Source organism: Bacillus sp. FJAT-50079 (genome assembly GCF_018343515.1).
Taxonomy (GTDB): domain Bacteria; phylum Bacillota; class Bacilli; order Bacillales; family Bacillaceae_C; genus Lederbergia.
In genome coordinates this window covers 284,424-297,819 of sequence record NZ_JAGYPD010000002.1, presented here as the reverse complement: position 1 = coordinate 297,819, position 13,396 = coordinate 284,424, and the positions used below count along the sequence as shown (strand labels likewise).

Annotated in this window: 15 protein-coding genes; 10 read left to right on the top strand and 5 right to left on the bottom strand. The window is 37.9% G+C overall.

Going from position 1 to position 13,396, the window contains the following annotated elements; translation table 11 throughout:
• Nucleotides 1-226: 226 nt before the first annotated feature.
• Nucleotides 227-619 carry a DUF1259 domain-containing protein gene (locus KHA95_RS05395; RefSeq protein WP_213136463.1) on the bottom strand — a complete coding sequence of 131 codons (393 nt, stop codon included), beginning with the start codon at nucleotides 617-619 and terminating at the stop codon, nucleotides 227-229.
• A 232-nt stretch (nucleotides 620-851) separates the two neighbouring features.
• Here KHA95_RS05395 and KHA95_RS05390 point away from each other — a divergent pair, with 232 nt between their 5' ends.
• A complete protein-coding gene (locus tag KHA95_RS05390) occupies nucleotides 852-1,364 on the top strand; it encodes a hypothetical protein (protein WP_213136462.1) in 513 nt (170 codons plus the stop codon).
• Between the two features lie 97 nt (nucleotides 1,365-1,461).
• On the opposite strand, the gene KHA95_RS05385 is transcribed toward KHA95_RS05390, so the two are convergent.
• The 3 genes from KHA95_RS05385 to KHA95_RS05375 form a co-directional block, all read right to left on the bottom strand.
• On the bottom strand, nucleotides 1,462-2,334 hold the full coding sequence (locus KHA95_RS05385) for an AraC family transcriptional regulator (RefSeq protein WP_213136461.1): 873 nt from the start codon (nucleotides 2,332-2,334) through the stop codon (nucleotides 1,462-1,464).
• Nucleotides 2,335-2,554: 220 nt separating this feature from the next.
• Nucleotides 2,555-3,262, bottom strand: a complete 708-nt coding sequence (locus tag KHA95_RS05380; RefSeq protein WP_213136460.1) for an excalibur calcium-binding domain-containing protein — start codon at nucleotides 3,260-3,262, stop codon at nucleotides 2,555-2,557.
• Nucleotides 3,263-3,463: 201 nt separating this feature from the next.
• Nucleotides 3,464-3,862 carry a hypothetical protein gene (locus tag KHA95_RS05375; RefSeq protein WP_213136459.1) on the bottom strand — a complete coding sequence of 133 codons (399 nt, stop codon included), beginning with the start codon at nucleotides 3,860-3,862 and terminating at the stop codon, nucleotides 3,464-3,466.
• Nucleotides 3,863-4,183: 321 nt separating this feature from the next.
• Here KHA95_RS05375 and KHA95_RS05370 point away from each other — a divergent pair, with 321 nt between their 5' ends.
• From KHA95_RS05370 to spoIIP, 5 genes are all read left to right on the top strand, one after another.
• Nucleotides 4,184-4,567, top strand: a complete 384-nt coding sequence (locus KHA95_RS05370; RefSeq protein WP_213136458.1) for a hypothetical protein — start codon at nucleotides 4,184-4,186, stop codon at nucleotides 4,565-4,567.
• Nucleotides 4,557-5,036: a hypothetical protein gene (locus KHA95_RS05365; protein WP_213136457.1), complete on the top strand. Its 480-nt coding sequence runs from the start codon at nucleotides 4,557-4,559 to the stop codon at nucleotides 5,034-5,036. Before KHA95_RS05370 ends, KHA95_RS05365 begins: the two co-directional genes overlap by 11 nt.
• A gap of 138 nt (nucleotides 5,037-5,174) precedes the next feature.
• Nucleotides 5,175-6,470, top strand: coding sequence for a purine/pyrimidine permease (locus KHA95_RS05360; protein ID WP_213136456.1), 1,296 nt, complete (start codon nucleotides 5,175-5,177; stop codon nucleotides 6,468-6,470).
• 160 nt (nucleotides 6,471-6,630) lie between these two features.
• On the top strand, nucleotides 6,631-7,719 hold the full coding sequence (locus KHA95_RS05355) for an N-acetylmuramoyl-L-alanine amidase family protein (protein WP_213136455.1): 1,089 nt from the start codon (nucleotides 6,631-6,633) through the stop codon (nucleotides 7,717-7,719).
• 164 nt (nucleotides 7,720-7,883) lie between these two features.
• Nucleotides 7,884-8,978 carry a stage II sporulation protein P gene (gene spoIIP / locus KHA95_RS05350; protein ID WP_213136454.1) on the top strand — a complete coding sequence of 365 codons (1,095 nt, stop codon included), beginning with the start codon at nucleotides 7,884-7,886 and terminating at the stop codon, nucleotides 8,976-8,978.
• Between the two features lie 40 nt (nucleotides 8,979-9,018).
• On the opposite strand, the gene lexA is transcribed toward spoIIP, so the two are convergent.
• A complete protein-coding gene (lexA, locus tag KHA95_RS05345) occupies nucleotides 9,019-9,642 on the bottom strand; it encodes a transcriptional repressor LexA (RefSeq protein ID WP_213136453.1) in 624 nt (207 codons plus the stop codon).
• Between the two features lie 162 nt (nucleotides 9,643-9,804).
• On the opposite strand from lexA, the gene yneA reads away from it, so the two are divergent.
• The 4 genes from yneA to tkt all read left to right on the top strand — a co-directional run bounded on the left by yneA (nucleotide 9,805) and on the right by tkt (nucleotide 13,330).
• The gene (gene yneA, locus KHA95_RS05340; protein WP_213136452.1) at nucleotides 9,805-10,125 is read left to right on the top strand and encodes a cell division suppressor protein YneA; all 321 of its coding nucleotides are present in this window, start codon (nucleotides 9,805-9,807) and stop codon (nucleotides 10,123-10,125) included.
• 14 nt (nucleotides 10,126-10,139) lie between these two features.
• Entirely contained in the window at nucleotides 10,140-10,820 is a 681-nt protein-coding gene (locus KHA95_RS05335; protein WP_213136451.1) for a YneB family resolvase-like protein, read from the top strand.
• A 163-nt stretch (nucleotides 10,821-10,983) separates the two neighbouring features.
• Nucleotides 10,984-11,217 carry a DUF896 domain-containing protein gene (locus KHA95_RS05330; RefSeq protein ID WP_213136450.1) on the top strand — a complete coding sequence of 78 codons (234 nt, stop codon included), beginning with the start codon at nucleotides 10,984-10,986 and terminating at the stop codon, nucleotides 11,215-11,217.
• Between the two features lie 109 nt (nucleotides 11,218-11,326).
• Nucleotides 11,327-13,330: a transketolase gene (gene tkt / locus KHA95_RS05325; protein WP_213136449.1), complete on the top strand. Its 2,004-nt coding sequence runs from the start codon at nucleotides 11,327-11,329 to the stop codon at nucleotides 13,328-13,330.
• Nucleotides 13,331-13,396: the final 66 nt, after the last annotated feature.

Here is a 13,396-nt window from a genome sequence, read left to right as displayed (position 1 = left end):
GGGCAGAGAATAGGTGGAGGGGGCTGAAATGGAGCAGGAACAAAATAAAAAAACAGACTAAATGTCCGGCTCAGACTTAAAATACAAGTTTTATTATCCTGCCAATTAGTAATAGTATGGCCCCTGTTATTAAAGCCACTTGAGTTGTATCGTTTGCCTTGTGAAACAATTAAATAAAGGGCTTGATTTGAACCACGGAGCAAATATTATTCATACATATGCCGTATTAACCTTTTAATACTTTTAAAGCCTCGGCCACTTTTTGTGCGAATGACAATGGCGGCTCTACCGACTGAAAGTGAACATATAAAATAGTCGGATTCGTGAAAATCCAGTGATTATGGACTGCGCTTACGATTAAATGATTTTTTACGAGAATAGTAATAAATAAGGGTAATTCATCTTGTAGAACTGCTACTTCCCCAAGATTTAGTGCATTTCCTGCATAATCTAACGATTCAAAGGTGATCCCGGCTGGTAGTGCACTTCTACTTACACGACCTTGGATAGTCAAATGAAGATTGCGTCCGATTTCTACTGAGCAAACCCCATGATCTATTTTAGGCTTTCCATTAACAATCTGGGCATACTGATGGCAAAGATGTTGTAGATCATCCATATAGAGACACCTCAAGGTTTTTCTACATTATATGAAATTAGGGCACTCTTAGAACGTAGAAGGATATGGAATGACCAAAGTCCTCGCTAGATAGATGTTGGATTTTGAGTTGCAATCATAATTTTGTTTCTCCTTTCGTATCAAATTGCTTTTACGAAGTGAATATTTAATTGTTGCAAATCCCTTTCGGTTATAAGACAATATTCCAGTATAATATTTTGGAGGTAATTAAATGAGAAAGTTAGTATTTATGTTATCAGCAATCCTTTTGGCATTAGTAGCTTGTAATGCTGAAGAACCAAAAGAAAAAACGGATGTAAAACAAGAAACAACTTCTGAAAAAACGCAAAAAGAAGATAAAGGTCAGGAAGAAGTGTCAACTGAGAAAACAACGGTAGAAACGAAGCAAGAGGACAACTCCCAAACGATAACGGAAGAGGGTTTGAAAGAAACGATTGAATATTACGGAATGGGCGAGGGGGACACGTTAGTAAGTGCGTCATTAGAGAACGGTGAAATAAAAGCCGTTATCAATGTTGCTCCGTCCGACTTATTTTCCGCTGAAGACTTGGCGGTTACGAGATATAGCCAGCTTTCTGATGAATTATTAGATTATGAGGGTTGGGAAGTATTGACGATTGAATATGTAGATGTCGGAACAATTAGTATGCAAAGAACAGAAAAAGCATCGAATGAATACGGTGATTACTTTCCAACAGCAGAAATAGAAAAACGGTTGAAATAAATCCGATTACTCAATCGTAAATCATATGTAAATTCCCCCTTTGAACAAAGGGGGATATGCTTTTATCATGTAATGGGATTCAATATTGAATTTCGCCCTATCTTTTCAATATCGGCATCCATATTTCACAGTTAACGTTCGGCAATGTTAAATCTTTACCTTTAATAGACAGGATTTCTGGACCTTCGAATTGTTGATAATTTGAGGATGGGAACCATTCAGAATAAATGTGCCCCCATGTTTCTTGCAATGTTTGCGGAAAAGGACCAACGGATTTGAATACGGCCCAAGTACCAGCAGGAACTTCTAGATATGTGAAATGCTTTGGACATGCCTTTGTTGTTGCTATACCTATATAATGATCCAACTCTCCTTTTTCCTCCATCCGACCTTCAGAAAAATTGGTTGACGCTTGTATGATGCCGTGTGGTTCTACATTCGACAAATCCTTCAATTCATTAATCTTCTCCATGTTTAATGTTTTCCACATTGCTGTAATTTCTGTATTTTCTCCTTGAAAAATAATCGGCACTCTTTTTTTTATCCCAACGATGCGAAATGCTGGTTTTTCTTCCATACGGTAATTCAATTCGCGTCCTCCTTCAATTGATAATTGGAAGCTCATACGTGGAAAGGCTTTGAGAGATTGACCGGTTAATCTTGCTTCAGATGGTGTAATTCCATGCAATTGCTGGAAAGCTCTCGTAAAAGAATCTGGAGAGTTGTATCTATATTTCATTGCGACATCAATAATCCTTTGATTGCCATCATTAAGCTCAAATGCTGCAAGAGTGAGACGTCTGCGGCGGATATATTCGGAAAGTGAAATACCAGCAAGAAAAGAAAACATCCTTTTAAAATGATATTCAGAGCAATATGCTAACCTAGCGACTTCTTTATAGTCAATCTCGCCCGAAAGGTTTTCTTCGATATATTTAATTGCCTCGTTCATCTGTTTAAGCGAATCCATTGTACGACCTCCTTTATCCAAAGAATAGCAAGAATGAAAGATATACGTCCGACATCTCGTGCACTATTTTGTAGGACTAATTTTAATATGTATTGTATCAAATACAAAAAAGGAACTCGTCGTTTTCTATTTTTTTACAAGAATAAACCCACTGTCTAAAAAGCGACAGTGAGTACTAATCTTTGTATGGAGTAATGATAAATGTACTTAACTTGCAGCTTTATTCACAGGCGATTCCATCGCCATCACGATCTAGATGACTCGCATACCCAGGTTCGCCTTGGTATAATGGTGTGACGCCAGCGGCTCTTGCAGCTGAGCAGTTTTTATAATAGACATTGCTTCCGCTTGAGCTCGCATTTGCTGTCGAGGAGGAATTCGAGCTTGTCGATGCGGCACTTGTCGTTGAATTCGAGCTCCTACTTGCGACTTGATTTTTTAAACGCTCTACTTCTGTGTTCAAAGTAGCATTCGATGCTTTCAAATCGTTGACTTCTTTTTCAAGTGCCCCTTTTTCTTCAGCCATCGCCGCTTGTAGCTCTTCTTTTTCTTTTTGGAACGCTTCGGCTTGCTCTTTTAATTCTTGTTCCATTTTATCAAAGTCAGCTAGTTTTGAAGTTAATTCTTCATATTCTTTTTGTAGCTTTTCATTTGCCTCTTCAAGAGTTAGATTCGTAGATTTAAACTCTTCATTTTCAGCGGTTAAAACTTGATTCTTTTCGAGTGCCTCATTCAATTGATTTTGAAGGTCTGAATCATTAGAAAAAACACCAATTATAAATAAAAGAAATCCCCCAATCAAAATTGGGAAAAATATTTTTTTAGATAGTGTCCGTTCTCGATTTTTGATCTTTCTAATAAAATGATAGATAAGATAAAATAATGCCCCTACAAATAGGAGAAGTCCAATGACTATAATAGCTTCCATATCTACACCTCGTTGAATGTTATGATTAGGTCTATGTGCCTATTCGAATCACAAAAAAATTGTTATGGCGTTACTCCATACATAGTAGAAAGTACCTTTATTTTGCCATAAACATACAAATTAAGCAAACGGATGGTAAAATTGGAAATTTTCTTTTTGGAAGAAAAAAATATGCCCCTAATTCATAGAGGCGGTAAATCATTATTTAGGAATTGTTGGTTTAACAGAGATAGCAGGAGAAAGTGTTGTTATGATACAGCCATCAAGGTCTTCTTCCCGTAATAATCCTAGACTGAGGGCTGACTTAATTTTTGTCGCATCCGGTTTTTTAATCGTCTGAATGAGTTCATGCATGTTTAAATCTTCTAGTCTTTTAATCGTGGTCTCATCATGATATTTTTCCATTTTTCTTATTTGTCTTTGTAATTTATAGCCATTTAATGTGATTTCACCTTTATGATTAGCTCCTATGTGATCATCAAAATAAGTATGGAATACTCTTTTTAAATGATCCATTTCTTCGTCAATTTCCTTTTTCTTTTTATAAAGCTCATAATAATTTTTTAATGCTTCATCGGTTAAAACACTGCTTTTTTTCATATGATATCCCTCCTGAAACAATAAGTATTTCATTCTATTAATGAGAATGCAGGAATATAACCCGTCTTTTTGCCTAGCAATCTGTTTTGAAATGAGAAAAATTACATTTTGATTACGTTTTGCTTCTCTAATAGACGTTAAGGGATTTATAAGGTAAAGTGTGAATGGTGGGTCGAAAAAATGAACGAGTTCCTCCCTTTTTCTGTTACATATTTAAGACTATTGGAGTGTTTTTGAGTTTTAAATTTAATTAGAATTGAAATTATGTATAATATAAAAGCGCAAATTAAACGTTTTTCTTGCTAGGAGGTTTATAGAAGGATGGAATGGGTATTAGCTATTTTATTTGGAACAGCGATTTTGCTTTTAATTGTGGTGTTTGTGAAGGAGAAGCAATCATCGTTAAAAACGGACAAGGAAGTGGATCAACTAACTTTTTCAGTTATGGATGAAGTACATCAATTACAAGAGCAAATTCGTAAGCTGGAAATAGATGGTGAAATTACTGTACAAGAGGCTGGTTTACTTGCGATTGATTCGGAGTACCGACTTCAACTGCGAACGTTGTTATACTTATATAAACGAGGCTATTCGATTGAGACAATCGCTGAAAAGCAGCAGTTGACAGTTGATGAAGTAACGAGCTTGCTCTCTCCCTATATGAAAGAAAAGGATGAAGGGAGAATGGTAGCAAATGAAGGCTAATTCAATACGTAGTTTTGCAATCGGTTTGCTTATTGCTACAAGTATGTGTGGGGCTGCCTACTTTCTTAGTCCTAAAAAAGTAAAAAGCGAGCCTACTGTTGAAAAGCTGACTGAAGCGGAGATGAAAAGTAAACTTGCCGCTAATGGATATAAGATTCTAACGGAAGAAGAATGGAATGAACAGCTTGCGGCCAATGAAAAAGCGGAAGAACCGAAGGAAGAAGAAAAAGAAGAAGGAAAAGAAGAAGAATCAGAAACGGTTGTGTACCGAACGATTCTAACGGTTTCTTCGGGAATGACGAGTATCGATGTCGGAGAAGCGCTTCAAAAGGCAAATATCATTGATAGTGCAATCGGCTTTTTTAAAGAAGTGGAAAACAAAGGGCTCGCAAATGGACTACGTCCTGGCACATATGAAGTGGATAGTGAAATGACTGTGGATGAAATCATTTCTACGGTTTTTAAATAACAATAAATTTAAGATTTTCATAGAAAATGCAGCGATTACGGCTGCATTTTTCTTATTTATATAAAGGAAAACTCCGACTACGTATAGAAATGACAATAAAACGTACATTAGGACAAATGGAAGAGAGTAGGGGAATGGATGAGATGGCTTTTATCCGGATTACAGTGGATGTTATTTATGATAGCAGGAGCGATCGCGGCCCCCATTGCGATTGCCGATTTGTTTCAATTATCACCGGTCGAAACGGCTGGATTTATGCAAAGAACGATCTTTATATTAGGTTTAGCTGGCATCCTTCAAGGACTTTTTGGTCATAAGTTACCGATTCATGAAGGTCCAGCCGGGTTATGGTGGGGAATTTTCACTATTTATGCAAGCTTAGTGTCTATTTTATACAGCTCAAACACGATTGCGCTGCAAACATTAAGCGGTGGAATGATCATCAGTGGGGTATTTTTTATTCTATTGGCGCTATTAAAACTGATCGATAAGATTGCCCGTTTATTTACACCGACGATTACGTTTGTTTACTTATTCCTTTTAATTTTTCAATTAAGCGGCTCTTTTATGAAAGGGATGCTAGGCATTACGGCTGAAAATATTGAAATAAAGCCGATGATTTTATTTTTAAGCGTGATCGTCGTTTGCATTACGTTTTGGCTAGGGAAAAATAAACAAATGCTTTTACAACGCTATTCAATCATGATTAGTATTGTTATTGGCTGGCTATTATTTCTTCTTTTTCAACAAGCAGATCCGATTCAAAAAGCCGACCGCCTATTTCAACTTCCGAAATTACTTCCTTTTGGCCCTCCGCTTTTTGACATGGGAACAATCATCACCTCAGCGTTGTTAACTTTATTATTATTAACGAATGCCATTGTCTCAATCCGATTAATGGCTGCCATTGTACATTACAAAAATGATCCGAATCGCTATTTACGGGCAAGCTTCGTATCAGGGATCAATCATTTTTTTAGCGGCTTGTTTGGAGCAATCGGTTCGGTTCCCATATCGGGTGCGGCTGGGTTCGTTGAACAAACAGGAATAAAAAAACGCCTTCCTTTCTTAATTGGTTGCTTTTTTGTTATTGCTGTATCCTTATTTCCGCTTGTAATGAATCTGATTGCAGCGATTCCAGCACCAATTGGTTATGCCGTTACATTTGTCATTTTCGTCAGTATGTTTGGTTTAGCATTAAAAGAACTAAGCAGCGTTCAACATGTAGAACGTGCATATATAGTAGCGGGAGTTTCGCTCCTAATTGGAATTGGATTAATGTTCATTCCAGCTGAAGCGACAAAGAGCTTATCACCTGCACTTGAGGTACTTGTAAATAATGGACTAGTTTGCGGGAGCGTCATCGCCATTATTTTAGAACAAGCATTTATCGCTAAGGAAAAGCTCGACCAAAAAAATAGCAAAAATCATTAAATATCGATTATTTTCAAATTTATCCCAATGTTATCATACGAAAGTTTCTAATACCTCCTACTATTTATTCGACATGTATAATAAATAGGAATTTTGTCGAATGGTCATTTCGTTAAAATAACAAGATAATAAAAGTAATTCTTGTTAAGAGGAGGTTATCATGACTAAGGGAAACACTCTCTCTATTTTTTTATTCGGCATCATCTTTCTATTATACTTTAGTTCTTATGAAGAAGCGTATGCTAGTGATACATACAAGATTGGTGCTAGTTCATTAAACGTAAGAACCGAACCGTCTATCTATGCGGATGTCATCGCGTCATTGCCAAGGGGAACTACAGTCCATGTATCAGAAATTAAATATGATTGGGCGAAAATAGAGTTTAGTGGGCAAACTGGTTGGATTGCGGCGTACTATCTCTATCAAGAATCTGGACAAGCGGCGGTTCAACCCATATCGACTTCAACGGAAGTAACAGTGAATGCTAATGGTGTTCGCTTACGAAGTGGTCCGAGCACAGAATTTACAATCATTGGGTACGCTACTTATGGGGAAACTTTCCAGTTAATTGAAACAGCAGGCCAATGGCAACATATACGTATGAAAAATGGGAAATCTGCTTGGATAGCAGGATGGCTTGTTTCTAATTCGGCATCATCTACTTTACTATCAGCTAGCCCGCATAGCACGAAGTCTGTTAATAATAGCGGGTCGCTTGCTGGTCAAACAATTATCATTGATGCAGGTCATGGGGGATATGATCCTGGTGCCATTGGAATTGGCGGAATTTTAGAAAAAACCCTCACTTTAAGCATGGCTCATTTACTTACAGAAAAATTGAGAAATGCTGGAGCGGATGTGATCATGACAAGGACTAGGGATCGACATTTGCATGTAAGTGAACGGGTTAATTTAAGCCAGTCGTTTCCAAATAGTGTGTTTATAAGTATTCATTATAATGCACATGAAAATAAGGGGGCAAATGGGGTTAAAACATATTATTACCACCCAGCAGACAGGGATTTAACAACCTCTATACATCAACAACTCGTAGCTCAATCCACTTTGAAAAATGGTGGTGTACAGTTCGGAGATTTCTATGTGCTGAGAAACAATCATAACCAATCGATCTTATTAGAACTCGGTTTCATTACGAATCAGCACGACATTCAGATCATACAGACACAAAATTTTCAACAAAGTGTAGCAGAATCCATTGTTCAAGGTCTAATTAATTATTTTCATTAATATTTTCAATAAATGCGAGATGGCTTCACAAAATCGTAATCAAACGATTGTGAAGCCATCTCGTATTTTATTTGGTTTATTTCTACTAGTTTTATTTATTTATCATAGTCTCTTCTTTCATTCATATAAATGATTAGTAACAAACGTAGCAAGGGTGGAAGCCGATGTTAAAAATTGTAGCAAGATCCTCACTCTCTATTATTGCAATCTTTTGTTTTATTTCGGTCATCGCTTTTTCAAGCCTAAAAATTAGTTTCTTTTCTTTTATTGGTAACGATGAAACAAAAACAGAGTCTTTTCTATACATGATGTCCATGGAAAATCGTTCCCTGCATTCGGTGCTTCCTTTTAATCCGAAGCGTTCACTTGGAAAGGATGCATTGCAGCTGCTGACAAGTATTAATTTAACCGATATGAAAACTTTTTTAATTAGTGAAATTCCAGGCCTTTATGCGTCCAGTCCAAAGATTTTAATCGCGGGAGAAGGGAGCGATTTTACTAATTTGCCGATTGAATCACCGCCACCACCAGATTTTGGTGAATGGGACGAAACAGAGGAAGATATTGAAAAGCAAAGGGCAGAGACGCTTGCGCTGACAGATGATTACAAAGCATATATTTATCATTCACATACACGCGAATCATTTTTACCTTTACTGCCAGGTGTAACTAATCCAAATAGTGCCTCAAATAAAGAGAAAAACGTCACATTGCTAGGAAAAAGATTAGGAGAAAAGCTTGAGGAGAAAGGGATCAAAACATTAGTAGACACCACTGATGTGCAAAGCATACTATCGCAAAGAAACATGCAATATTATCAGTCTTACGATGTAGCGAGGGAATTGGTCGTAGATGCAATGAATAAAAACGATCAGGTTGAATTAATTTTTGACCTTCATCGTGATTCGCAAAGAAAAGATGTGACAACGACGACGATCAATGGTCAATCATACGCAAAACCATACTTCGTTATCGGCTTAGGTCATTCGAATTACGAAAAAAATATTGCCTTTGCGGAAAAGCTTCATAATAAGCTAGAGAAAAAATATCCTACTCTATCAAGGGGAGTTTTTGAAAAACCGCGAAATGAATATAATAACGGAATATATAACCAAGATTTATACGAAAAAAGCTTAGTCATTGAAATTGGGGGAGTCGATAATACGTTAGAGGAGTTATATCGAACAGTCGACGCCTTAGCTGAGGTGATCAGTGAGTATTACTGGGAGCAAGCGGTTGAAGCAAGTACAAATAAATAGAGCCTCACTTATATGAAAGGCTCTATTTACAATTTTCCGATCAATGAATGACTTGACGATATAAGCCAACTACTTTTCCAAGGATGGAAACATCACGCACGATAATCGGTTCCATCGTGGAGTTCTCAGGCTGCAAACGGAAGTAATCTTTCTCTTTGAAAAATCGTTTCACCGTTGCTTCATCATCTTCCGTCATGGCCACGACGATATCGCCATTATTCGCTGTTTGTTGCTGACGGACGATCACGTAATCGCCATTTAGAATTCCAGCTTCAATCATACTTTCACCAACAATTTCGAGCATAAAGACTTGCTCATCGCTCGAAGCAAGATGCTCTGGTAATGGAAAGTATTCTTCGATATTTTCAATAGCGGAAATTGGTAAACCAGCAGTTACCTTACCAACGAGCGGCACATTGATCGTCTTTTGGCGTGGGATATTGTCTTCTTCGATTTGTAAAATTTCGATCGCTCTCGGTTTTGTTGGATCACGTCTGATAAAGCCTTTGCTTTCCAATCGAGCAAGGTGACCATGAACCGTTGAGCTCGACGCAAGACCAACAGCTTCACCAATTTCGCGAACAGATGGTGGATAGCCCTTTGTCTTTACTTCATCTTTTATGAAATCCATAATATCTTGTTGCCGCTTTGATAATTTCATCAATATTCACACTCCATTATCGTTATATTTTGTCTTATTTTCATTATAACACGATCTTACATTCTGTACAAACGTAGGTTCGAATAATTGTTGACAACAAACGAATGTTCGCTTACAATAAAATTAATAAATAAGAACAAACATTCGAGAAAGAAGGAATGATCAATGATGTTCATTTGGAAAAAGTACTCTTTTGTCATTATTTTATTTTTTTTGATGTTGGCTATGGCACTTTATTTATCATTTAGTTCCAGCAATAATGAAGATAGCTCATTTTTTATTACGATCAAAGATGGTGATTCACTCTGGTCGATTTCAGAACATTATGCGACTCAGTTAGGCATTCCAACGATGGATGTCATGAAAACAATAGAAAAAGAAAATCAATTAACGTATCAATGGTTAAAAAGCGGTGATGAGTTAAAAATTCCTGCGTCACTGATCAATCAGCTAGATAGTAACCATCTCGTTTTTCAAACAGAATAAAGGACGTGTGTTTTTTGAAAGCCATTATTTATTGTCGAGTAAGTACAAATAAAGAAACGCAAGAAACCTCACTGAAAAGACAAGAAGAGGAATTGACTGAAGCTGCAAGTAAATGGGGATTTGAGATTGATTCTATTATTTGCGATCAATCGAGTGGCTATGATCTCGATCGCTCAGGGGTTTTGGATATGCTCGAAAGAATCCAACAACATCCGATTGATGCGATTCTTATTCAAGATGAAACGAGGCTTGGGCGAGGGAACGCGAAGATCGCTTTATTGCATTGTCTAATGAAAGAACAGGTGAAAGTATATAGTTTTTCTCACCACGGGGAGCTGCATTTGTCTGAAACAGACTCAATGGTTATTAATATCGTGAGCATGGTGGAAGAATACCAACGCAAGCTTCATAATCTTAAAATTCGCAGAGGAATGAAAAGGGCGGTTGAGCGTGGATATCGACCTGAAAAGAACTTGAAAAATCGTGGGAATCTGGATGGTCGTGAACGCAAGGAAATTCCGATCGAAGAGATTGTTCGCTTGCGGAAAAATGAGCTTACGTTCGCAGAGATCGCTGCTACGATGAGGGGATTTGGCTTTGATGTTTCTAAAGCAACCGTTCATCGCAGATACCAAGAATACGTTCGCGAACAGGAAAGGATAAACAATGAAAAGGAATCACCTCAGGCTGATTAAAAATGCTTGTCAGCCTTTGCGAAGTCGAGCGAAATGGATTATGACAGATGCGACGTTTGTCAACAGGCTGAAAGACGGATCAGTTGTGATACGTCTTTTTTTTGTGTATATTTAACCGTGTATTCGATTTCGTATGGAAAGTAAAAGAAAAGGAGTTATCGCGATGCTGCCAAAAGAAAAAATGGCAAGAATTAATGAGTTGGCTAAATTAGCGAAAGAACGGAAATTAACTGCGGAAGAAGCAAAGGAACAATCAAGCTTACGTGCAGAATATTTACAAACATTTCGCTCATCGATAAAAAGAACGATTGAAAATGTCCGTGTCATCGATGCCGCGGGAGAAGATGTAACGCCAGAGAAAATTAAAGAAATTCAAGAAAAGAAAAGACTTCATTAATTGTGTTAAAAATGAGATTTCTTTCACAATTATCGTAAATATGTTGTTAAATCGACAAAAAACAACTATGATAGAAGAGGACATATCAAGGAAAGAAAGGTTGTTGTCAATGTTTAAAGAAGTGGATCAATTAGCAGTAAACACGATTCGGACACTTTCAATCGATGCAATTGAAAAGTCTAATTCTGGACATCCGGGTCTTCCAATGGGCGCAGCTCCAATGGCTTATACACTATGGAGTCGTTTTATGAATCACAATCCAAAAAATCCGCAATGGTTTAATCGCGATCGCTTTGTATTATCAGCAGGTCACGGTTCGATGTTGCTTTATAGCCTGCTTCATTTATCTGGCTATGATGTGACAATGGATGATATTAAAAACTTCCGTCAATGGGGAAGCCGTACACCAGGACATCCTGAATACGGTTATACAGCTGGAGTTGAAGCTACGACTGGTCCACTAGGACAAGGTATTGGAATGGCAGTCGGAATGGCAATGGCTGAGCGTCATATGGCAGAAGTATACAATAAAGACAATATGAATGTCGTTGATCACTATACATATGCACTATGTGGTGATGGAGATTTAATGGAAGGTGTTGCATCTGAAGCTGTATCACTTGCTGCTCACTTAGAGCTTGGTAAATTGATCATGCTTTATGATTCAAATGATATTACACTTGATGGAGAATTGGATAAATCATTCTCTGAAAATGTAGCAGGTCGCTTTGAAGCGTATGGTTGGCATTACGTTCGCGTTGAAGATGGAAATGACATGAACGAAATCGCAAAAGCAATCGAAGAAGCGAAGAAAGAAACATCAAAACCAACGCTTATTGAAGTGAAAACGGTTATTGGATACGGTTCACCAAATAAAGGTGGAAAATCTGCTTCTCACGGTGCACCACTTGGCGAAGCCGAAATGAAACTGACAAAAGACTACTACAAATGGACATTTGAGGAAGATTTCCATGTTCCATCTGAAGTATACGATGAATTCGAAGAAAAGATTGTGAAAAATGGAAAAGAAAAAGAAGCAGAGTGGGACGCACTTTTTGCTACTTATAAAGCAGAGCATCCTGAGCTTGCAGCTCAACTTGAATTAGCGATTTCTGGTGAGCTTCCTGAAGGCTGGGATAAAGATGTCGCTGTTTATGAAGAAGGATCAAGCATTGCTACTCGTGAATCAAGCAGTCAAGTATTGAACGCGATTGCACCAAATCTTCCAACTTTATTTGGTGGAGCAGCTGACCTTGCGAGCTCAAACAAAACAATGATGGGCAGCGAAACAGATTACAGCGCAACAAACTACGCTGGTAGAAATATTTGGTTTGGTGTAAGGGAATTTGGAATGGCGGCAGCAATGAACGGGATTGCCCTTCATGGCGGACTTCGCACATTTGGAGCAACATTCTTCGTCTTCTCTGACTACTTACGTCCGGCAATTCGTCTTGCAGCATTGATGAAAGTTCCTGTGACATATGTATTTACACATGACAGCATTTTTGTTGGTGAAGATGGTCCGACACATGAGCCGATTGAGCAATTGGCATCACTTCGTGCAATGCCAGGACTTTCAGTTATTAGACCAGCCGATGCAAATGAAGTTGCGGCTGCATGGCGTTCTGCGATAGAGTCGAAAGACAAACCAACAGCTCTAGTATTATCTCGTCAAAACTTACCTACTTTACCTGGCACAGCAGAAACTGCGAAGCAAGGCGTTGCCAAAGGGGCATATGTTGTATCTCCTGCTGCGAACGACCAAGCGGATGCACTTTTACTAGCGACAGGTTCAGAAGTAAGTCTTGCAGTTGAAGCGCAAAAAGCATTAGCTGCTGAAAATATTCAAGTATCGGTTGTGAGCATGCCTTCATGGGATAAATTTGAAGAGCAATCACAAGAATATAAAGATTCAGTATTGCCAAAAGCAATTAAAAAGCGCTTCGCATTAGAAATGGGCTCATCACTTGGCTGGCATAAATATGTTGGTGATGAAGGCGATGTATTAGCAATTGATCGCTTTGGAGAGTCTGCACCTGGTGAAAAAATTGCTGAAGAATTTGGTTTTAGCGTTGGAAACGTTGTTGCACGCGTGAAATCTTTATTACAATAAGATCGATCATCCAAAAGGGGAAAACTTTTACATATAAAGTTTTCTCCTTTTTTTTGCGCAATTGAA